This is a genomic window from Candidatus Manganitrophaceae bacterium (assembly GCA_016200325.1).
Taxonomy (GTDB): Bacteria; Nitrospirota; Nitrospiria; order SBBL01; family Manganitrophaceae; genus Manganitrophus.
Genome location: JACQEZ010000005.1, coordinates 1 through 20,721 on the forward strand (window position 1 = coordinate 1; position 20,721 = coordinate 20,721).

Genomic DNA, 20,721 nt, shown 5'->3' on the forward strand with positions numbered 1-20,721 from the left:
GCGTGGATGCTGCAGGAAAGGGGCGATGTTCTCTTTGCTGCCGGTGAAGTAGTTGTCCAGCGAGAGCACTTCATGCCCCTGCCCCAGCAGCGCTTCACACAAATGCGAGCCTAAAAACCCCGCTCCCCCGGTTACCAAAATACGCATACAAAACTCCTGACGTGAGGTCTCCAAAATACCAGACACGTCTGAAAAAGGTCAAGCCGAAAACCAGCCAATCGGCAAATAGGAGCCGGACCGCTAAGAGGCGCCCCGACCGGCCAGAACTACCAAAATTGTCTTAATGAATATTTTAAAGTCGAGCTTGAGCGACCAGTTGTCGATATAGTGGAGGTCTAGCTCCATCCACTTTTTGAAGTCGGTGATCTTGCTCCGGCCATTGATCTGCCAGAGACAGGTCAGCCCCGGCTTCATCGAAAGCCGGCGGCGCTGCCACCGTTCATACCGAGCCACCTCCTCTGGCAGCGGCGGCCGCGGTCCGACGACGCTCATGTCGCCGCGAAGGACATTGTAGAGCTGAGGAATCTCATCCAGGCTGGTTCTACGAAGGAGCCGGCCGATCCAGGTGGTTCGGGGATCGTCCCGGATCTTGAAAACCGGCCCATCCATTTCATTCAGATGCGCGAAATGGGGCTTGAGCGCCTCGGCATTCTCGAGCATCGATCGGAACTTATAAAGGATAAATTGTCTTCCGTTGAGTCCGACCCGGGTCTGCCGAAAGAAGATCGGCCCCTCAGAAGTCGCCTTAATACCGACGGCGATCATAAAAAGAAAGGGAGAGAGGAGAATCAATAAGAAAAAAGAGATCGCCAGATCGAAAAGACGTTTGGCCAGCAGGAGGACTTCATCATGCGGCGTGGTGGTGAAGGTCAGCAGCGGCACCCCATGGAGGTCATCCAGATGAACCTTTGCGATCATATGCGGGAAAAAATTAACCGCAACGCGGGTCCGGATCCCCTGTTCTTCACAGAGAAGAAAAAGCTCTTCGAGCTCCTCCAGCCTTTTTCGTGAAACGGCAAAAATCAACTCATCCACGACATGGCTCTGAAGCATTTGGGGAAGGTCCGAAACGGAGCCGAGCACCGGAGACTTTCCGACCTTTTCTAATTTAATTTCGGGGCTGTCCGAAACAAAGCCGATTAACCGGACCCCCCAGTGCCGGTTCTTCCCAATGATCTCGGCCACCTCTCTGGCCCGCCGGCCCGTCCCGACAATGAGGATGTTCCGGTAGTTATATCCTCTCTTTCTTGCGCTGCGGATAAACGTGCGAAGGGCCAACCGTTCTAAAAAAAGACAGAGGAAGCTTGCCCCGCCGAAAAAAGTAATAAAGAGACGGCTGATGAAGTCGGCCTTGGCGGCGAAAACAATCGCCATGAGGAGGAGCATCCCTGAAATAGAAATTTTGGCGAGCTTCCAGGCTTCCCTCCAAAAGGTCTTGGTCCGCTGCGATTCATAAAAATCGAAGTAGTACAAGAGGGCGGACCAGAGGGGAACGATGACATAGATCAGCCAAAGATAGTTTTCAAAGGGGATCAGGCGTCCATAACTTTGGGATAAATACAGGTCCCGGATGCGGAACGAGAGATAAAACGCGCCGATCAAGATCGTAATATCAGTCAGGTAGACCCCGACCGAGACCAGTTTTGCCTTTTGCTTTAACATAGGGTTCCAATAATATAGCAGAATTTGTTAAATAGCTCTATTGGATTTCTCATTTCTCGAAAAAGCGGCAAAGAGCATCGGCAAGAGAATGGGCAATGAGAATGGGAAGGAGCAGGACGGTTTCATCCTCTCGCGTTATGATCAGGGTCACCCAAGTCGATATTTTCGCTTAAATAGCTCCGCATTTTTGCTTTAAAGATTTCTTGACCAAATTGCCCCGCATGGGCTCGAATCTTTTGCGGATCGAATTCCATTGACTCAAAGCGCCGAACCGCATCGATCAGATCCTCCGGGCTCTGTTTCTGGAAAAACAGGCCGGTGACCCCCTCCAAAACTGTTTCGAGCGCCCCCCCCCGACCATATGCAATCACCGGCCGGCCCGAGGCCATCGCCTCGACCGGCGCGATCCCGAAATCTTCCTCCCCCGGAAAGAGAAACGCCCGGCACCCACTCAGATAGGTCGCCAACGCTTCCTCCGAGACCCGTCCGAGGAAGGTAATATTCTTTTTCGCCTGCTTCCTCAGAACCGCTTCATGGGGACCGGAACCAATAATTAAGAGCGGCAGGCCGAGCCGGTTGAATGCCTCCACGACCAGATCGATCCTCTTATATGGATTTAGACGGGAGACAATCAGAAAATAATTTTCCAATCGGTCTGAAATGGAAAACCGGGCGAGATCGACCGGAGGATAAATTAAATCGGCCCGGCGCCGATAAACCCGTTCGATCCGATCGCAGATATGCTTCGAAATGCCGATGAAGCGGTCGACCCGCGCTGCGGTGGCGAGGTCCCACCGCTTCAGATAAGAGAGCGCCCCCGGCAAGATGATTTTGTAAAGGGGGTTGAGCCCCTCTTTGGCGAGATACGATTCCGCTTCCCAGACAAACCGCATCGGCGTGTAACAGTAACAGACATGGCGCACCCCTTTTGGGACCCGAATCCCCTTCGCAAAGGCGCTGCTGCTGCTGAGGATAACATCATAGCCTCGCAGATCAAACCGTTCCATCGCCGAGGGATAGAGGAGCAAATATTTTTTAAAATGTCGGTCTAGAAGAGGGAGGCGTTGCATGAAGGAAGGTCGAATATCCATCGTTGAGAAAACCGAGGGGAGCTTTTCCGGTATAAAAATAGAGGTGAATATCGGCGCGTCGGGAAAAAGCGCATGGAGCGTTTCGACCACCCGCTCCGCGCCGCCGTATTGATTGAGATAATCATGGACGATGGCGAGCTTCATGGAGAGGACATCGTCCCGCGCTCCCCAACAGACGACGCATCGCGCTCCGCGATGACGACCAGATCTCCTTTAAACATAAAACCCATGAACCAGAGATTTAAAAAGGTCTTTGCAAGCGCTACCAGGAAGTGTTTGTTCGGCTCCTTGTCCCGGGTCGTCTTGATCACCTTAAAGCCGGCCCGCTGGAGCAGAAGCACCAACAATTTCTCGGGATAGGGCCGGACATGGGTCGGGTCGAGCCAGAACCGCTCCGAGGTTCTCAGATCACTGGCGTTGGGGGTGATTAAAATCAGGCGGCCCCCCTTCTTCATCACCCGTTGGAATTGGCGGATCATCTCCATCGCCTCATTCGGCTGCAGATGCTCAATGACATGCGAGCAAAAAATCCCTCCGATGGATTCATCCCGGAGAGAACGAAGATGGCCGAGCGCGTCCCCCTGAACCGCATCGAGCCCTTTGTTCTTGCAGAGTTGAACCGCCTTCTCCGAAAGGTCGAGACCATAGCCGTTTAATCCGGCCTGCTTAAACAGATCGAGCATGATTCCCCGCCCGCAACCGAGATCGAGGATGACGCCGGGCGCCTGTTGAAAGTAAGGGAGATAGCGCGCCTGGTTCTTCCGAATCTGCGACGCATCTCCCCAGGCATACAGAAGATCGATATCGAGATCTTCGATCTGCCCGGCGGGCCGATTCTGATCTTCTTTAGCCAACCGGTCTCCTCCCCGCTATTTTAAAGACATAAATCGACTGAATTGCGGTGTTGATCGCCTCCGTGACCACCACCGCGATCGCCGCCCCTATCATACTATAGCGGGGGATGAGAACAAAACCGAGGATTGAATTGATCAAGAGATTGCCGGCGGCCACCGCAGTCACAACGCGGTACTTTCCGAGCGAGTTGATTATGGCGGTCAACATGGCATTGATCGATTTAAAGACGATCGAGCCGCTCAATATCATCAACACCAAGGTAACTCTGTCGGAAGGGGTCACCACCCAGCCGATGAGCGGACGGGCATAGAACGAGAGAAGAGAGGCGACGGAGAGGGTCGACAGGAAGGTGACCATCAAGACCTTTGAGACGATCCTCCGACTTCCTTTCTGGAAAAAGTCGCCGGAGGGAGACGAAAGAGAAGCATAAAGGGAGAGGGAGAGCGATGTGAAAATCAACATAAACGGTTCTGTGATCCGAAAGGCCGCCGCATACTCCCCCACGGCGGTGGTCCCTTGAAACCATCCGAGAAGAAGCTGATCCATTCTCATATAGATCACGATCATCATGACCGACAGACCGACCGGGAGGCTCTCTCCAATTAATTCGCGCGCGACGGCCGATTGAAACTGCGGGCGGACCCTTCCATAACGGCCATAAATTTTAAAGAGAATAATTAAGTTGGCCAGCTCCGTCACCGGAACGATGAAACAGATCAGCAGGAGCGAGCCCCCGCCTCGAAGGATGATCAGCGTCAACAAGATATAAGAGAGGGCGCTGATGATGTGGCCCAGCGCGGCCTCAATCAATCGCAGTTTTGCCTGGAAATAGGTATTGAATAGATTAATTAAGAGCGTGGTATAAATGGTCGTCGCCAAAATCAGCAGGAAAGGACGGCCGCCGATATCGGGATAAAGGAAGGAGAAAGAAATCAGCGCAATGAGGTAGCCGCCGGTCGCGAAAAGGCATTTCAAGGCAAACGCATTTCCGATCAGCGCTTCAACGGCGCCCTGCTGTCGGGAGAGCCTTCTGATGAGAACCGTATCAACGCCGAGATCGGAGAGAGACCTGAATATTTCCACGAAAGCATAGACGAGCGAAAAGACGCCGAACTCCGCCGGGCCAAACTGTCTGGCGATCAGAAGAAAAAGAAAGACGCGGGCGATCCCCGTCAGTCCCTTGAGGAAGACCATCACCATCGTGTTCTCGACGATGGCGGAAAGAGCTCCGGATTTTCTGAGGACGGCTCGGAAGGTATTTATCATGGAGGGGGCACATCCGTATAAATCTCTTAATCTTTGAGTATTGATCGATAAACTTTTTATTTTCCTTGGACCACGCGATCGTAGACGTCCAACGTCAAGGCGGCGCATCGCTCCCAGCTGAACTGCTTCGCCCGCTCCAGCCCCTTTTGGCTCAGCAGAGCACGCCGCGCTGGATCGGTGATGAGGTCCTCGATCTCCGCCGCCAGCCGTCCGACATCCTCAGGATGGACCTGCACCCCCGCCTCTCCAACAACTTCCGGGAGAGAGGAGACATTCGACGTGATCACCGGCGTTCCACACGCCATCGCTTCCAAGGGAGGAAGGCCGAAGCCTTCATAAAGCGACGGAAAGACAAAAACCGCCGCGCCACTGTAGAGGGCGGGAAGATCGCCTCCCGGAAGGTAGCCGGTCTTGATGGTGCTCGATTGGATGCCGAGCTTTTGAATTTGCATATCTAACGTTTCCATTAGCCATCCCATTCCACCCCCCAGAACGAGGGGATACTGCTCCCTCAGACGCGTTGGCAGGGTCGCATAGGCCCGGAGGAGATTGATGATATTTTTTCTTGGTTCCAGGGTTCCGATATATAAAATGTAAGAGCCTGGCTTTAGGCCGTACTTTGAGAGAACTGGATTTAGAAAAGCGACAGGGACTGGTTTAAAGTGGGCCTCCATTCCTAATGGAGTCACAGTGATCTTCTTAGGTGGAAGATTAAGATATTTTACCATCTCCTGTTTTGTGGCTTCTGAGATTGTTATATAGTGCGAAGCACGGTTGAGTCTTGGATAGAAGTAGCGCTCCATGTAACGAATTCGTTTGGCAGGATGAGTCGCTGGAAAGAGATGGAAGGAGAGATCAAATACAGTCAAAACTATCGGCCCGTTGAAATGCATTGGGATATAATTCGTTTCATGATAGAGCTCAAATTTTCTCCTCAACTGACCGAAGACGAAGAGAAAGTCAAGTGTAGCCCGATAGATGGGGTATGCTTTTCCCAGACGTTGAACAAACTTCCTTGCGCTAACATAAGGTTCAACTGGACGATCTTTTAAACGCTTTCCCCATTGAACTCCATAATAAAAAGTAATATCCCACACTCCCTTTGAATACTGCATGGATTTGAATAGTTGATAAACATAGTTTCCAACCCCGCTCCTGGGACTAAGAAGGGGGATACCATTTGCAATTATACGCACAACAGTTCCTTATAGCTTATGATATACCCGCTTTTTGCCAAAACGGCTTAAAATAAAATCAGCTAACCCCCGTAGTTTATCGAGACTCCTTCCGCCCTGATGCCGGCCTAAAAGAAAACGCATAGCCCCTTTCACAATTACTTTGCCACACCGATATTGTGCTTGGAAGGAAGTCTTACTGTGCTTCCTAAGAAACAAAAGCTTATTTCTAAGATGGTAATAGGTATGGAGTGAAGATCCTAAATTTGCTTTAGTAGATGCCGACTCTTTATGCCATATTTTTGCCGTTTGGACGCAAACAATTTTATATCCTGCCTTTCCAGCCCGAACACACCAATCGACATCTTCATAATATAGAAAATAATTCGGATCCAACAAGCCTACTTTTTTAATAACATCGGCCTTAACCATCATTGCACACCCGCTCAGCCGATCGACTTCAACCGTCTTATCATACTGACCGACATCTAAGTCCCCCTTTCCCCAATGGGGTGACTCCCCTGTTTCAAAATCGATCGACGCTCCCGCAAACCATATCCTTTCTGGTTCATTGAGATAATATATTTTCGGTCCAGCCATGCCGAGACTAAAGTCATTTTCCATCACATTCATCAGATCGGATAATACCGCCGGGTGAACAATAGTGTCATTGTTCAATAAGAAAATATAATCTGCTCCCTTTTCTAAAGCGTGGGAGATTCCAACGTTACTCCCAGCAGGAAAACCGAGATTGGAAGGAAGTTCAAGCAATGTAATGTTAGACGTATTCCGTAGCTTTTCGACCGATTGATCGCGAGATCCATTATCTACAACGATAATCTCACAATTCTGATGTGACACCCTCAATAATGAATTGATGCAGGCTAAAGTATCAGTGATTCCATTCCAGTTTACAATGACGATACTGATTTTTAAGTTATTCATTTCTAGTGCACACTTTAAATCCGTATTACCTGTCATTGATGGCCGAATTCACTAGTATAAACCTGCTCTTCTGCTTTATAGCCTGTAATTATAATAGGCTATGAACTATTTGTTATTTAAATTGATGTTAGCATCCGCCTTATGGCGACCTGGGTATGGCATCAAAAGCCTCTGATTGGCGAATCCTCCACCATGATAAAAATAATGTAACAAAATCAAAAATTATAACTGAAATAAATGATAACCCTATTACATAAGTGGAAAAGAAAAGCCTGGGGTCAAGTTGGCCGAAGTAAGTACTTACATAGGATAATGCCAAAAGCCGAACAAGAGTAAAAGCAAAAAAGATAATTGCTATCCAGTGAAATGGCCCAGGTACGGCAATGCGCCAGAGGAGTAAACGACCGATTGATGCGATGACTCCCAAAATTTCTAAGATTAGTCCAAATCGAATAAAAAAATGAGCAATCCGTTTTCTCCATTTTACAGTGGGGATTCCAAATAATGACATCCTCTCTATAGATTTTTTTTCACTCAATCTATTTTCTTCCCAAATCCGCCCCTCATGTTGACCATGCTCCCGGTAGTGAAGAACGGCACCCCATTCATCGCCGCCGCCGTGAGGGCCAAAGTCCTTTGCCGAAGCGACATCGGGATATCGAAGCCAATATTCTAAACTAAGATATAAGTCCTGAGGATAGTTTTTCCACCCTTCTCTAAGTGTAGATGTTACCTGCGATACGCTATCGAAGTAATGTGTCATTGTAGCAAATTGATACATGCGGCCATAATTGTCGTCGACTGGAAAGGTTTCTGGTAATTCGCCCGCAACTCCAATGGGCGGACGAATCATCATCTTTACAATTTCAGTTCCCTCTTTAATAAATGGCATCACCCATTGCACTTGAAAAGGAGGTATTAAACCCTCTCCATTATATCTACATCTCAATTGTCCATTCTGACACGCCTTTTGTATTTCCAGCCGGGCGTCATGAAAGAATTTCTGCGCGCTCACAAGATCTGGTGTTAAACCCGCACTAAAGGCAGCATCCTTAATCCAAAATAACATCCATCCGTTCGTCCACTCATCACAAATATTAAAACGAGCACATGAATATGAGCCGGGCCCTGGAGGAGGCAGACGCTCTATCATTGGGATCAAACGAGGAACTGTCTCTTGAATTTTTTTTAAAGATTCCTGAGTTACCATAACATGGCGACTCTCTTTACTCACCTCGATACTCCGTATCGCCGCGATGAATTTGGGGAACTCTCCTTCATCCATTTCATGTATAATGGGGAGGCCATAATGCTTTGAAATGAAGGAACGAACCATTGCTTTTCCCGTAAAAGCAAAAATCAACGGCATCAAAATAACTGCGAGAATGGCCAATCGAATTATTGTTGAACGAAATCCACCACAGGCCCATGCATACCCCAATACCAAAATATAAAAGAATAACAGAAGCGCATAAAGTAGTTTATCTTCTTCACGTACTAACAACCCAAATGAAAAACTGACAGCAAGTATAGTAATAGGCCAAAATAAAATCTGTTTGGACCGAATACCATTAAGAAAAAAAATCATTGAGCTTAGAATCACGACTAAGAGCCCAATCGATAAAGGCTCCCGCATGACTCGAAACCATTGGTGATCAAAGGTAACCGGATTAAAGAGATAAATAATGAAAATAAATAGCAAAATAATTCGATGGAAGCCACAACGTTCCAACGCGGTGATAAAAAAAATGCCCGCTGAAATATATAAAAGGTTAATAGATAAAAGGTATGGAATTCCAAGTAACCTGCTCCCCGCAATCCAAAGAGATAAACCGGGGATTTTTACCAAGAGCCTAGCATCATAAGGACCAAATGCTTCACCCTGAAGGAGATGAAAAGCACGGGAAACGTAGAGCCCATCGTCATGAGGAGAATAAATCATCTGTATCGCCAAATCGGAAACTAAAAAAAGCCGCAGCAAAACAATTAAGCTAATAAGAAGCCAAAAGCCAAAAACTATTGGTAGCCTCGAACGAAGAGTTTCCATCTTTACTACCTTTCAGCAACGTGATCATTTATCTATAATATTTATTTTGACGAAAAACCTTTGCTTCTCCAATTGGGTTTTGAAGGCTTTTCCTCAAACCAAAGTTTAAACTGTTCAAATGGGCCTAATACAATCGGAGACTATTATTCGACTCATTGTCCTCCCCATAGGACGCCCACCATTAATCAAGTAAAGATTACTTATAGAGATATTTAGAACGAACATTAACGAACCCGCGCCGGCCCTACTCTGGTACTATACTAAATATTAATAAATATTAAGGAATTGCATATCTTTTACAAACCTGAAATTCTGTGGGTCAAACCGGAAACATATAATATGGCATTCGGTCATGATTAGAAACAAGGAGAGAACAGACCCAAAACAGGACAAGAGCACTGATACCCATCAAACTTGATTAAAAAGAGGAAAAATGAGGAACAATCATATAAGCTCAAGTCACTTGAAATAGAATCATCATAGCCAAAAATTAGTATCTAATGGAATAAATAGAGCGGAATAGATCTCATATAGACATAATAGAAAATATAAAATTGAAAATTAAAAATCCTTAAAACTCTGGAGACTATTGAGTACGAATTGTAATAACGTCGTAAGGGACATGTACTGAGTAAGAAAATTGCCAGCCAGACCCTGAGGAAAAGACCATAAAGATGGCGGTCGCTCTCGATTCAGATCTCCTTCTTTACCTCCAGAAAAACCTCTCTCGAATAAACTGAAAATAGTATGCTGCGCCCCACTTAAATACCTGAAGTTTCCGCTCCCCTCCGATTCTTGGAGGCTCATCACCAGGGATTTCCGTTACCTTAAGCTTTCTCTTAGCTGCCCGGACAGAAAGCAGTGGTTCCCAACTGATCCGGGTATTAAAAAGCTTCTCAGGAGTAGAGTACCCTTCATCTTTATTTAATTCCAAATCATAAACCAATTGAGTTCTATACGCCCGAAAGATCACCATTACATCCGTATAGTGGCCCCCGTGAAGGATATTAACGGTTTTCGTAAAAAGCCAGTTGCCAAAGGCCGTTACAAAGTCGTCATCGTGGCTTTTCGCACCGTCCAAGTAGCGCGAGGCAATCACCATGTCATAGCCTCCCGACATTTTCTTTATCAAATCCGGAATCAGCTCTGGAATCGAATTTCCGTCCGGGCTGAAAGTAATGATCACATCTCCCTGAACGAAGGGAAGGATCTCGTTGTAGCCGTGCCTGAAACCTTTCTTCTTTTGCACATAAACGGAATATCCCTCTTCTTTAGCGTATTCGATTGTGCCGTCCGTCGACCCGCCATCCATAATGATGATTTGATCACACCACTCCTTTTTCACTCTTGGCATGATCGCTTTCATGCCATTGACCTCGTTTAAAGTGGTCACTACCAGTGTAACTTTCATCCAAATCGCCTTTCTCTGTCCTTTAGGAAAGTTCAGATTCCTTTTTTTTAAAAAACCGTTTTATCATTACTCTTACAAAAACCAGCAAACCCGCAGCGCCGGAAAGGAGAAAAACATGCTTTGTGAAGTCATAAGATTCTTCCTTCAGAACAAGGTCTCCAACCGAGTACCCTAAAAAGGAAAATAAAATAATTGGAGGGGTCATAAACACCGCCGATACCCAAACATATCGTCTAAACGGAATCGGAGTAATTCCCCAAAAATAGTTCAAAGGACCGAACGGGAAGATAGGTGCAATCCGGGTGAACGCAACCGCTTTCCATCCCTGTTTATCAATTCCTTCTTTTAATCGGTTCCAAATCGGTTGTTTAAACTGTTCTTTGAAATAGCCTCCGACCAAGTACCGCGAACTGAGAAAGGCGAGGGACGCTCCCATAGCTGCCCCTAAAATTGCCAAAAAACTTCCAAGCCAGGGCCCCCAAAGGAAACCAGCCCCGAGGTTTAACGGTAGGGTCGGAAGAAAAAAAACAGGCAGGATACCATAAAGTAAAATAAACAGAACCGGTGCCAAAGTCGGATGAGACTCTAAATAGACCAGGAGGTACTCCGCCCGAATATATCCCTGACGTCTCAAATAAAAAAACCAAAAAACGGAAACCAGAAAGAACACGATCATTATTAAGCGTTTTCTATCAAGGAAGTGATTCTCTTTAGACGGACAGGTCAAAGCGGGCTCTTGAGCATCTTCAGGTTGCTCTAAGAAAGTCTCATTCCGTTTCTGCGTCGATGGATCGTCACTTATATTCAAGTTATTCAACCATATCGTGCACATTTACGTTCAAATGCAATTTCTTCGATAAAGCGCTACCAAAGTGCAAGGATCTTGAATCACGAAATCCGCAGCCATCCGAGCAATATCTGACGTTGGAAAAAATCGAAGCTCTTTGTGGCCAAATTCTTCCCCACTAAAAGGCCTTATATTAAAACATTCTAAAGCTCCGAAGATATGAATCCGTGCCTGGAGGATTCCTGCTTCAGGTGTTAAGTATCCCAATGACTTCATCCTCTCCGGTTTGCAACCCAAACCCGTTTCTTCTTCCAATTCTCTGATCGCGGAGATGGCAGGGTCTTCTCCTTCGTCGATAAATCCCCGAGGGATCTCCCAGGAGTAATCTTGAATTCCGTGCCGGTATACTCTAATAAGTCCGATTTGCTTCTTCAAGATCGGGAGGATGGCAACCCCGGTGATGAGATTCTCAGCCCTGCTTTTAGGAGCAATAACAAGATAATCCCGGACAACCTCTCCATTTGCTCCTTCAATGAAGTCAAAAAAAACATTAAACTTACTGTTTTCGCAAACCAATCTTCGATCGCGGAGAATGAATTTCGTCCCTCGTCCTTTACTCATTGAGACACCGTCTGTTTAAAGGACTTTTCATATCGATCAACCAGTAGCTCGGCAAAAGCAAAAGAGCTGGTAAATGCGGGAGAAATTGCATTGAGGACGTGCGTAGAAGTTGGCGTCTCTTCAATGATATAATCCATCTCGAGCTTTTTCATTTCAATATTGACCAACTGCGGACGGATACCAACTTTGTTGGAGGGCACTAGATCTTCGGAGGTCAATTCCGGCACGAGTTTGCGGGCTGCTTCCAAAAAAGAGCGTTTACGATATTTCCGCATTTCTGTGTGTACAAGCAGACGAAAGTTCTGATGGTTCCTCAAGTACATGCCGGCCACATGGCGTCCAATTCTCAACCCCTCCGCCATTTTGATTCCACCGAAAATTCCGTAATTCTCTCGGCCAAGTGCTGGAATCGCCGTGGGACCGACATAAACATCTCCACTAACGACCCGCGTTAGATGAACCCCCAGAAAAGGAAGCCTAATGTCTGGAACGGGATAAATGCTTCCCTTTACCAGGCCGTTTCGTTCTGGCCGCAATTTGTAATAAAGTCCTTTGAAAGGAAGAAGCGCATACCCACTCCCCAGCCCCATCTTCTTGGCAATTAAATCTGCATTCGCTCCAGCACAGTTAAACAGGTGCCCATAACCATACCGGCGACGATTGGTATGTACAATCCGCTCCTTTGACTGAATGCGATGAACCTCTTCATTGAAAAGGATCTGGCTTCCTCTATCAGAAAGGAGGGAAGCCAGCTTTCTGACCACGGCCAGACTGTCAATAACAGCCGTGTCCGGACTATAAATCCCTACCTTATATGGACCTGCGTGAGGCTCTATCTTCTTAATTTCCTCCTCTCCGAGAAGCTCGGCTCGAATCTTATTTTCTCGGGCATTCTTAAGCAAACGATCGACTACGGGAAGATCTAGCTCACCGGTCGCGATAATGACTTTTCCAGAACAGTGATACGAGATCCCATATTCTTCGGCAAATCGGCACATCCGAGCAGCACCGATCGAGCAGACCTTCGCCTTTAATGTCTCACTGCCATAGTAGATACCGGAGTGCAACACCCCACTATTGCGGCCACTGGCATGCATCCCAACATGCGGTTCTTTTTCTAAAAGGGCAACGCGGGCCTCGGGATAGCGCTTCTTTAACTCATGGGCGGTGGTGAGGCCGAGAATTCCAGCTCCCACAATGATGAAGTCATAATTCTCGGCCGGCTTATCAAGTGAGCCGTCCAACGTCAGACATTTCCATATTTGGAGTTCTTGATCATGGTATATCCTTTTATCAGTTCCTGAATGCCGAAATCCAAGGGATACATCGGCTTGAAGCCGGTCCGCTCAATTTTTTCATTGGAAACGATATAGTTGCGCTTGTCCGGATCCTCTCCTACCGGAGCCTCTAAAAAGACAAAATCTGAGAGCTGTTTCTGAATAGCCTGACAGAGTTCCAGCTTAGAGAGATTGGCCTCGGAGAGCCCCACATTATAAGCCTCCCCCTTCATCCTATCAAAATGTTCGATGCCATCAAGAAAGGCACGAGCCACATCACGAATATGGATATAATTGCGCTTAAAATGAGGCTCGAATAAGATCACAAAACGATCATATACAGCTCTGTATGTAAAATCATTGACCAAAAGATCAATCCGCATCCTCGGAGACATACCGAAAACAGTCGCAAGCCTAAAGCTGATGGCGTTTTCATGCTCAAGAAGGGCCTTTTCAACCTCCACTTTGTCTTTGGCATAAAGTGAGATAGGACGCAAGGGAGAATCTTCATTACAATAGTTGTTTTTATCACCGCTTCCGTATGCGCTATTGGTCGTTGGCATTAGGACCCGCTGCTCTTTAGATAATGCTTTCAGCATCGTCAAAATTGCTTCACGGTTTGTCGTGGAAGCGGCAATTGGATCCTGATTACACAAGGGCGCACCGACAAGAGCGGCCAGCGGGATGATGATATCGGCCTTCTTCAAAAGCGGTGCGACCGTCTTTTCGATACGGACGTCTCCCCGAACAACACTGAAATTGGGATTGTGACAGACGTGGGCAAGGCTATTCTGTCCGAACATAAAGCTGTCTAACACCGTGACCTTATGTCCCGCGTTGAGCAACTCCGGAACCATAATAGACCCCAAATAACCTGCTCCACCCGTAACGAGAATATTAAAACTCATCATCTTCCTTTCCGAATAAGTTAGACAGCCGCTAAACTACGTCTGGAAACATCTCCGCTTCAACAGCAGCACAAAGTGTGTGTGCCAGAACAATATGCAATTCTTGGATGGTACTGGTCTCCTCTCCGCTGGCAATAATGCAGAAATCGGAAAGCTTTTTCGCATCTCCACCGTCCCTACCACAGAAAACAATAGTGGTCATTTTCATCGAACGACATTGCTCCAGTGCTCTGAGGATATTCGGAGACCGGCCAGACGTCGTAATTCCTAAAAACAGATCGTTCACTCGCATCTTCCCTGCGATCTGCCGGGCAAAGACCTCGTCATAGCCATAGTCATTTCCAATTGCAGTTAAAATAGAGCTATCCACAGTCAAAGCCTCGGCAGGTAACGGAGCTCGGGGCTTGGCAAGCTTGCTGACAAACTCCGCCGCCAAGTGCTGCGCATCCGCCGCAGACCCCCCATTTCCTGCGATATAGAGCCGACCTCCTTGTCGGTAACCCTCCACAACGGCTTCTATCGCCCTGCCGAAGATATCAACCTGCTCATAGTTGGCCAGAAATTCTTTTTTAGCCAAAATCGACTTTTCCAAACTTTCTCTCAATCGATCTGTATGTTTCATCTTTCCTCAGTCTATCTCACCCAGCATTAAAGCGGATGCATAATAATCGTCCGGAATCCCAATATCGATAAATCGGCCTGCCGATTTAAACCCATAAACTCTGCTTCCCGACTGAAGCAGCACTGGGAAAAGTTGATCCTCCAGGGATAGCGCGCTTCCAGGAATCCATTCATCGGAGAGTGCGCCCTTTTCAAAAAGATAAACTCCCCCATTGATCAGACGATTGCTAGGATTGGAGATTCCGCGGTAGGCGACAATTCTCTCTCCTTCTCCGAGCTGCACGCCGCCGTAGCGGCTGTTTTCAGCAACCTCCAAAAGGGCCATCGTTAAATCAGCCTTCTTTTCGAGGTGAAACGATTTAAGCTTTTCCAGATCGACTTCAAAAAAGGTATCCCCGTTTAGCACAAGAAAGGGGCTCGGGTTCTTGATTCTCTCGAGTGCAAGCAACAATCCGCCGCCGGTACCAAGCGGTTGTTCCTCTACCGCATAAACGATCTCGATCCCTTTATATCTATCTTTAAAGTAATCCTGAATCGCATCTCGCTTGTATCCGACCGAAAGGATAAACCGGAGGACCCCTTGCTTAATCCAATAATCCAGTTGGTAGGTCAGAAAGGGACGTCCGTTGATGGGAGCCATCGGCTTGGGGAGATCGGGGACAACCGACTGGAGTCGCGTACCCCGTCCCCCTGCGAGAATAATTGCCTCCATCTCGTTCCTAAGCCAGCTTGGTAATTACGCTGTGAAAGTACTTTATCTTTTCCGAAATATCCGTTGGGAAATTACCGACGAAAAAGCCTTGATCGTGAGCAATATTGGCATTTTTTATTTCTCCGACACACTCATAATCAAAATACTTGATGACATCGTGACGAAGAAAATTGCCCCCAGTGATAATGCGAAAGTTGATTTTCGCCTCCTTGAGCCCCTGCATCACTTTTTTTCGATCGATCTTAAGATCGGGGTTGAGAATCACGGTAAACGAAAACCAAGAGCTCTTTCCATTTTCTCTCTGGATAATAAAGCGCTCGTCGCCCTTAAAGAGGCAAGTAAACAGCTCCGCATTTTTACGTCTGATTTCAACCATCTTATCGAGCTTTTTCAACTGTTCCAAGCCAATTGCGCCGCTCAACTCGAGCGGGCGGGCATTGTAACCGGGCAGAATAAAACGATACGCTTCATAAAAATCATCAGAACGTCTTTCAAAGATTTTTGTATCTAGTGGCAGATCTCGAATCCATCCATGGGCACGAAGCGATTTGGCGATATGATACGTCTCCTCATCTTCCGTAACGAGCACTCCCCCTTCCATGGTCGAGATATGATGGGAATAAAACGTACTGAAGGTACCGATATCTCCGAAGGTGCCACAGAGACGGCCTCCAAGCTCGGCCCCCATTGATTCGCAATTGTCTTCAAATAAATAGAGCCCATGCTCGTCACAAAATTTTCGAAGCCTGTCGAGCGCACACGGATTTCCCAGAATGCTGACAGCGACCACCATCCGGGTCTTTGGGGTCAGCGCCCGCTCCAGTTGGGAGGTGTCCATATTTAACGTGTCCAACTCGATATCGAGAAACTTAAGCTTTAGTCCATATTGCTGAAGGGGATAATACGTCGTTGACCAAGAGATGGAGGGAACGATCACCTCGTCTCCCCGTTTGAGAGGACGGTCTTTCTTATAGAAGAGAGCGGCAATACCAACCAGATTGGCAGTAGAACCGGAACTCACCATCAATGCGTGACGACTTCCAAATTTTTTTGCAAAGGCGGCCTCAAACTTTTTTACGTTCTCTCCCATGGTGAACATGCCGCTATCAATCACCCGGTGCATCGCCTCAATCTCTTCTTTTCCCCAAGAGGAGGCGGTCAGATCATACTCGATTTTTTGCTCTTCTTTTCCCGACTTTTTCTTTATCTTTTCCATGCTATTTCTTACACATCTCCTTAATCGTATTTTCGATCTTGTCAACACTGGGATAGATATACTGTTCCAGAGTAAAGCCAGCTGGGGTTGGAATATCAGGCATCCCGATGCGTCGAACGGGCGATCTCAAATCATCGAATCCTTTTTCGGCCGCAAGACATCCGATTTCAGCACAGAGTCCCCCCATGGTCCAACCGGTATCCACCACTAAAATTCTTCCGGTCTTTCTGAGCGATTCGAGGATGATCGTCTCATCCAACGGCTTAAGCGTCCGCAGATCGATCACATCGGCGGTAATATCCGAATCTTTTAATTTGTCGAGCGCTTTCATCGCTAGATCTAATACATGAGAAGCGCCAACGATGGTGAGATCTTTTCCCTGTCGGCGATAGATCCCTTTTCCAATCGGGACGGTATAAATTCCTTCCGGCACAACCCCCTGCTGCTTCATTAACCAACGGTGCTCAAAAATAAGGACAGGGTTATTATCATAAATGGCGGCGAGCATCAGGCCCTTTGCATCATGGGGCGTACTCGGCATCACGATCTTCAAGCCTGGAACTCCCAGCAAAAGCCCCTGGATCGCTTGGGAGTGTTGCGCACCGGAACCCCAACCCCGCCCGATCGCAGACCAGACAACCATGGGGACTCTCGTCTGCCCATTATCCATGTAAGTGAACTTCGCCGCATGCGTCACCAACTGATTGAAAGCCAACAAAAGAAAATCTGGACGATTATGCATGTAAACGGGGCGCATACCATTCATCGCGGCGCCGACACAAACGCCCATCATTCCTTCTTCAGAGAGGGGCGTATCAAAGACCCGATCGTGACCGAATTTTTCCGGCAGGCCTTTTGTCGTACCAAACATTCCTCCCGGATCATCTACACCCTGCCCGAGCACGAATACGGAGCGATCTTTATCTAGCGCGAGAGAGAGCGCCTCGTTTAGAGCCTGAGCATAACCCAAGATCCGTCCTTCGGAAGGATCTGGCACATCATATACCAGAGAATTGACTAGTCCTTCATCCCAAGGCATTCAAATCACCTCTTAATCACTATAAACGTGAGTATAAAGATCTTTTTCCTTTGGCATCGGACTCGCAATGGCGTGGGCAAATGCCTCCTGGATTTCTTGGTTAATCTCACTCTCCATTTGTTCTCGCTGCATACCGTTTATATCACCCCGATCGGAAAGAAACTCGTAATAGATCTGAATCGGACAGTACTTCTGCCAGACTTTGACCTCTTCCGAATCTCGGTAACCGGTTGCGCTGTCGTCACCGGCCCCGCCATGGCCTCTCCAGCGATAGGTACGGGCCTCGATGAAAGTCGGCCCCTCTCCCCGCCTGGCTCGCTCCGCGGCTTCACGAGTTGCTTCATAAACGTCTAGGACATTATTACCGTCGACGCAGACGCTCGGAAGACCGAAGCCGGCAGACCTCTTGTAGATCTCCACATGCGGCTGACGTGTCTCCAGAGAGGAACAAACGGAATAGAAGTTATTTTCGCAAAAAAAGATAACAGGTAATTTCTTGAGCACCGCGAAGTTCAAGCTCTCAGAGGTGACCCCTTCCTCTGTAGTTGCATCCCCGAGGAGAACCATCGAAACATAATTTTGCTTCTTCAATTGAGCAGCCAGCGCCGCACCGGTGGCAATTGGGACCGCTCCGCCGACGATCGCAGAGGTTCCCGCCATTCCGACGCTCTTGTCGATTAAATGCATCGAACCTCCGCGAGAGCCAGCACAACCATTTGCGCGGCAATACATCTCCGACATCATCCTTTTCAGATCTCCCCCCTTGGCGAGATAGATTCCATGCGTTCGATGGCTTGAATAAACAAGGTCCTCTCGCTTAAGGGCGGATGTGCTCCCGACGCAAGCCGCCTCCTGTCCAATGACCAAATGGATTGGCGTTTTCATTTCATCTTCATGATAGCGGCGCTCGATCTCGAGTTCGACGAGGCGGATACGGAGCATTGACCGATAAAGTGAAACCAAAAAGGTTTGGTCATAATCAATCCCTTTTTCTTTTTGCCTTTGAAAGCCACTTCCGGTATAAGGGTATCGGATCATTTTAAACGCTACCTTCTTGTTTGATAAACCATTCATAGGTGTTTCGAAGACCTTCTTCTAATGTAATCCTGGAGCGCCATCCCAGCGCAATGAACCGGGTACTGTCTAAGAGTTTTCTAGGGGCACCGTCAGGTTTTGACGTATCCCATTCGATTTTTCCCTCATATCCCACGACCCGGCGGATGATCTCGGCAAGCTCTCGGATCGACTGATCAGAACCGACCCCAATATTCAAAGGGAATTCGACTTTGGAGACATCCTGCTCCAGGAGGAGAAGACACGCAGCTGCAATGTCATCCGCATGGATGAATTCTCGTCTAGGATCTCCGGTTCCCCATAATACGACTGACTTTTCTTCCTTTACCTTTGCTTCATGCATTTTTCGAATCAACGCAGAGAGAACATGAGAAGAAGCTGGACTAAAATTATCGTGGGGACCATACGCGCTGTTCGGAATAACTGGAAGGAACCGCTGTTCTCCATACTGACGGTTATATGAGAGACACATCTCCAGTCCTGCCAACTTGGAGATGGCATAAGCAAGGCTGGTCGGTTCAGGTCTGCCGCTTAAAAGTTGGGACTCCTTCATCGGCTGCGGACACTCGCGCGGATACATGCAGGAGGATCCGAAAAAGATCAATCGCTTCACTCCAGCCTGATGCGAGGCACGCAAAACATTCAGCTGAAGCTCTAAGTTCTCAGTAATAAAGTCCGCCGGGTATTCTCTATTCTCAATGATGCCACCGACCCGACCGGCAGCAAGAAAAACGGTATCAGGTTTCTCTTTGTTAAAGAAAGCATCCACCTGGGTACGGTTACAAAGGTCCAACTCATCTCGGGTTCGAGTAAGAATCGGTTGACCCTTCGCTTCCAGCCTACGAACCAAAGCTGAACCAATGAGGCCCTGATGACCTGCGATGTATATTCGTTTGGCTTCCCAGATTTGGAGAGTTCGACCTATACTTTGCAGACCGCCTCGAATCATCCTCGCATTTAACCTAATCCGTTCGGCTGATAAAGCACAATTTTGCTGCCTGAATTTTCAAAACGAAAAGGAACATGGATCAAATACTTCAGCTTCTCCATCACCTGCTGGCGAACCGCTGGGGTAACAAACAAGAGCAAAAACCCTCCCCCGCCCGCCCCCAAGATCTTCCCGCCGGTAGCCCCCGCACGCTTTGCCGCCTCATAAATTAAGTCTATTTGAGGGGTCGATACTCTATCGGAGAGGCTCTTTTTATATTCCCAACACTCGTGTAAAAGTTTTCCAAAATTCTCTATCGGCTCGTTCTTGGACTGAAGGATTGCAATGGCTTCGTTTACCATCTCCCGCATCCTGCAGAGCTCTACCACACGATTTTTAAAGTTTTCGATTTTTGACTTGGCGATATCAGAAGCAATCCTTGAGAAGCCGGTGAAGAAAAGCATTAGATGATTCTCAAAATCTTCTTGTCTCGGTTTATCCATAATAATCGGAAAGACCTCAAAAGAATCATTCGTTTTGAACTCTATCTTATTAAACCCGCCAAAGGCCGCCGATATCTGATCCTGAGAACCGACATTCTCCTTAATCACGTTTTGCTCAATGTGGATCGCCTGTTTCGCAACATCCTCTTTAGAGATATGCTGGCCGTTCATTGCCATAATTGCATTGATTAGCCCGACTGTAAAAGACGAGCTCGATCCAAGTCCGGAACGGGCTGGAAGATCCCCATCATGATGGACCTCAAGACCCTTATTGCAGCCCATCTCTTGCAGAACAGCCTTCACCGCAGGATGGTTGATGTCTGCGATGTCTTTAACCGTCTCAATTTTTGAATAGACGATTCTATATTTATGGTCGAAAAAGGGCGGAAGATAACGACAACTGAGATAACAATACTTGTCAATTGTCGTGGCAAGCACCGAACCTCCATTTTCTTGATACCAGGCAGGATAATCGGTCCCACCTCCAAAAAATGAGACCCTAAAAGGCGTTCGACTAACGATCATGACCGATCCTCATATTGAAGTTTGGACGCCCAGATCCGTTTAAAATCAAGTTCTTTCT

The 20,721-nt window shown here is 47.5% G+C and carries 20 protein-coding genes; all 20 read right to left on the reverse strand.

The genetic code is table 11. The features are described from left to right. Positions 1 to 147: NAD-dependent epimerase/dehydratase family protein (locus HY282_03345; protein ID MBI3802776.1), on the reverse strand; the 147-nt coding region annotated here is incomplete at its 3' end. A gap of 93 nt (positions 148 to 240) precedes the next feature. Next, on the reverse strand, positions 241 to 1,662 hold the full coding sequence (locus HY282_03350; protein ID MBI3802777.1) for a sugar transferase: 1,422 nt from the start codon (positions 1,660 to 1,662) through the stop codon (positions 241 to 243). 122 nt (positions 1,663 to 1,784) lie between these two features. Continuing rightward, on the reverse strand, positions 1,785 to 2,897 hold the full coding sequence (locus HY282_03355) for a glycosyltransferase (GenBank protein ID MBI3802778.1): 1,113 nt from the start codon (positions 2,895 to 2,897) through the stop codon (positions 1,785 to 1,787). After that, the gene (locus tag HY282_03360; GenBank protein MBI3802779.1) at positions 2,894 to 3,607 is read right to left on the reverse strand and encodes a class I SAM-dependent methyltransferase; all 714 of its coding nucleotides are present in this window, start codon (positions 3,605 to 3,607) and stop codon (positions 2,894 to 2,896) included. The genes HY282_03355 and HY282_03360 overlap by 4 nt, the downstream gene beginning before the upstream one ends. Next, a complete protein-coding gene (locus HY282_03365) occupies positions 3,600 to 4,874 on the reverse strand; it encodes a flippase (GenBank protein MBI3802780.1) in 1,275 nt (424 codons plus the stop codon). Before HY282_03365 ends, HY282_03360 begins: the two co-directional genes overlap by 8 nt. A gap of 56 nt (positions 4,875 to 4,930) precedes the next feature. Next, complete coding sequence (locus tag HY282_03370; protein MBI3802781.1) at positions 4,931 to 5,563, reverse strand: glycosyltransferase family 4 protein; 633 nt, start codon at positions 5,561 to 5,563, stop codon at positions 4,931 to 4,933. Between the two features lie 516 nt (positions 5,564 to 6,079). Continuing rightward, the gene (locus HY282_03375; protein MBI3802782.1) at positions 6,080 to 7,030 is read right to left on the reverse strand and encodes a glycosyltransferase family 2 protein; all 951 of its coding nucleotides are present in this window, start codon (positions 7,028 to 7,030) and stop codon (positions 6,080 to 6,082) included. A 103-nt stretch (positions 7,031 to 7,133) separates the two neighbouring features. Then, complete coding sequence (locus tag HY282_03380) at positions 7,134 to 9,041, reverse strand: hypothetical protein (protein ID MBI3802783.1); 1,908 nt, start codon at positions 9,039 to 9,041, stop codon at positions 7,134 to 7,136. A gap of 706 nt (positions 9,042 to 9,747) precedes the next feature. Beyond that, a complete protein-coding gene (locus tag HY282_03385; GenBank protein ID MBI3802784.1) occupies positions 9,748 to 10,452 on the reverse strand; it encodes a glycosyltransferase family 2 protein in 705 nt (234 codons plus the stop codon). A gap of 22 nt (positions 10,453 to 10,474) precedes the next feature. After that, complete coding sequence (locus HY282_03390) at positions 10,475 to 11,269, reverse strand: TVP38/TMEM64 family protein (GenBank protein ID MBI3802785.1); 795 nt, start codon at positions 11,267 to 11,269, stop codon at positions 10,475 to 10,477. Positions 11,270 to 11,290: 21 nt separating this feature from the next. Continuing rightward, positions 11,291 to 11,860: an NUDIX hydrolase gene (locus HY282_03395; protein ID MBI3802786.1), complete on the reverse strand. Its 570-nt coding sequence runs from the start codon at positions 11,858 to 11,860 to the stop codon at positions 11,291 to 11,293. Then, entirely contained in the window at positions 11,857 to 13,104 is a 1,248-nt protein-coding gene (gene lhgO / locus HY282_03400) for an L-2-hydroxyglutarate oxidase (GenBank protein MBI3802787.1), read from the reverse strand. The genes HY282_03395 and lhgO overlap by 4 nt, the downstream gene beginning before the upstream one ends. Positions 13,105 to 13,106: 2 nt before the next feature. Next, the gene (locus HY282_03405) at positions 13,107 to 14,045 is read right to left on the reverse strand and encodes an NAD-dependent epimerase/dehydratase (GenBank protein ID MBI3802788.1); all 939 of its coding nucleotides are present in this window, start codon (positions 14,043 to 14,045) and stop codon (positions 13,107 to 13,109) included. Positions 14,046 to 14,076: 31 nt separating this feature from the next. Next, complete coding sequence (locus HY282_03410) at positions 14,077 to 14,667, reverse strand: SIS domain-containing protein (protein MBI3802789.1); 591 nt, start codon at positions 14,665 to 14,667, stop codon at positions 14,077 to 14,079. A gap of 6 nt (positions 14,668 to 14,673) precedes the next feature. Next, entirely contained in the window at positions 14,674 to 15,378 is a 705-nt protein-coding gene (locus HY282_03415) for a nucleotidyltransferase family protein (GenBank protein ID MBI3802790.1), read from the reverse strand. Between the two features lie 7 nt (positions 15,379 to 15,385). Further along, positions 15,386 to 16,552 (reverse strand): DegT/DnrJ/EryC1/StrS family aminotransferase, encoded by a 1,167-nt coding sequence (locus HY282_03420; protein MBI3802791.1) that lies wholly within the window; start codon positions 16,550 to 16,552, stop codon positions 15,386 to 15,388. Between the two features lie 43 nt (positions 16,553 to 16,595). After that, positions 16,596 to 17,633: an alpha-ketoacid dehydrogenase subunit beta gene (locus tag HY282_03425; GenBank protein ID MBI3802792.1), complete on the reverse strand. Its 1,038-nt coding sequence runs from the start codon at positions 17,631 to 17,633 to the stop codon at positions 16,596 to 16,598. 12 nt (positions 17,634 to 17,645) lie between these two features. Beyond that, entirely contained in the window at positions 17,646 to 18,671 is a 1,026-nt protein-coding gene (locus HY282_03430) for a thiamine pyrophosphate-dependent dehydrogenase E1 component subunit alpha (GenBank protein ID MBI3802793.1), read from the reverse strand. 1 nt (position 18,672) lies between these two features. Further along, the gene (locus HY282_03435) at positions 18,673 to 19,656 is read right to left on the reverse strand and encodes a GDP-L-fucose synthase (GenBank protein ID MBI3802794.1); all 984 of its coding nucleotides are present in this window, start codon (positions 19,654 to 19,656) and stop codon (positions 18,673 to 18,675) included. An 8-nt stretch (positions 19,657 to 19,664) separates the two neighbouring features. Then, positions 19,665 to 20,663: a kinase gene (locus HY282_03440; protein ID MBI3802795.1), complete on the reverse strand. Its 999-nt coding sequence runs from the start codon at positions 20,661 to 20,663 to the stop codon at positions 19,665 to 19,667. Between the last annotated feature and the right edge of the window lie 58 nt (positions 20,664 to 20,721).

What these genes read in the sequence shown, in the direction of transcription:
- HY282_03440 (MBI3802795.1), bottom strand. Translation starts at nt 20,663, where the DNA reads ATGATCGTTAGTCGAACGCCTTTTAGGGTCTCATTTTTTGGAGGTGGG.
- HY282_03380 (MBI3802783.1), bottom strand. Translation starts at nt 9,041, where the DNA reads ATGGAAACTCTTCGTTCGAGGCTACCAATAGTTTTTGGCTTTTGGCTT.
- HY282_03410 (MBI3802789.1), bottom strand. Translation starts at nt 14,667, where the DNA reads ATGAAACATACAGATCGATTGAGAGAAAGTTTGGAAAAGTCGATTTTG.
- HY282_03405 (MBI3802788.1), bottom strand. Translation starts at nt 14,045, where the DNA reads ATGAGTTTTAATATTCTCGTTACGGGTGGAGCAGGTTATTTGGGGTCT.
- HY282_03375 (MBI3802782.1), bottom strand. Translation starts at nt 7,030, where the DNA reads ATGACAGGTAATACGGATTTAAAGTGTGCACTAGAAATGAATAACTTA.
- HY282_03430 (MBI3802793.1), bottom strand. Translation starts at nt 18,671, where the DNA reads ATGATCCGATACCCTTATACCGGAAGTGGCTTTCAAAGGCAAAAAGAA.
- HY282_03395 (MBI3802786.1), bottom strand. Translation starts at nt 11,860, where the DNA reads ATGAGTAAAGGACGAGGGACGAAATTCATTCTCCGCGATCGAAGATTG.
- HY282_03435 (MBI3802794.1), bottom strand. Translation starts at nt 19,656, where the DNA reads ATGATTCGAGGCGGTCTGCAAAGTATAGGTCGAACTCTCCAAATCTGG.
- HY282_03425 (MBI3802792.1), bottom strand. Translation starts at nt 17,633, where the DNA reads ATGCCTTGGGATGAAGGACTAGTCAATTCTCTGGTATATGATGTGCCA.
- HY282_03350 (MBI3802777.1), bottom strand. Translation starts at nt 1,662, where the DNA reads ATGTTAAAGCAAAAGGCAAAACTGGTCTCGGTCGGGGTCTACCTGACT.
- HY282_03355 (MBI3802778.1), bottom strand. Translation starts at nt 2,897, where the DNA reads ATGAAGCTCGCCATCGTCCATGATTATCTCAATCAATACGGCGGCGCG.
- HY282_03385 (MBI3802784.1), bottom strand. Translation starts at nt 10,452, where the DNA reads ATGAAAGTTACACTGGTAGTGACCACTTTAAACGAGGTCAATGGCATG.
- HY282_03415 (MBI3802790.1), bottom strand. Translation starts at nt 15,378, where the DNA reads ATGGAGGCAATTATTCTCGCAGGGGGACGGGGTACGCGACTCCAGTCG.
- HY282_03365 (MBI3802780.1), bottom strand. Translation starts at nt 4,874, where the DNA reads ATGATAAATACCTTCCGAGCCGTCCTCAGAAAATCCGGAGCTCTTTCC.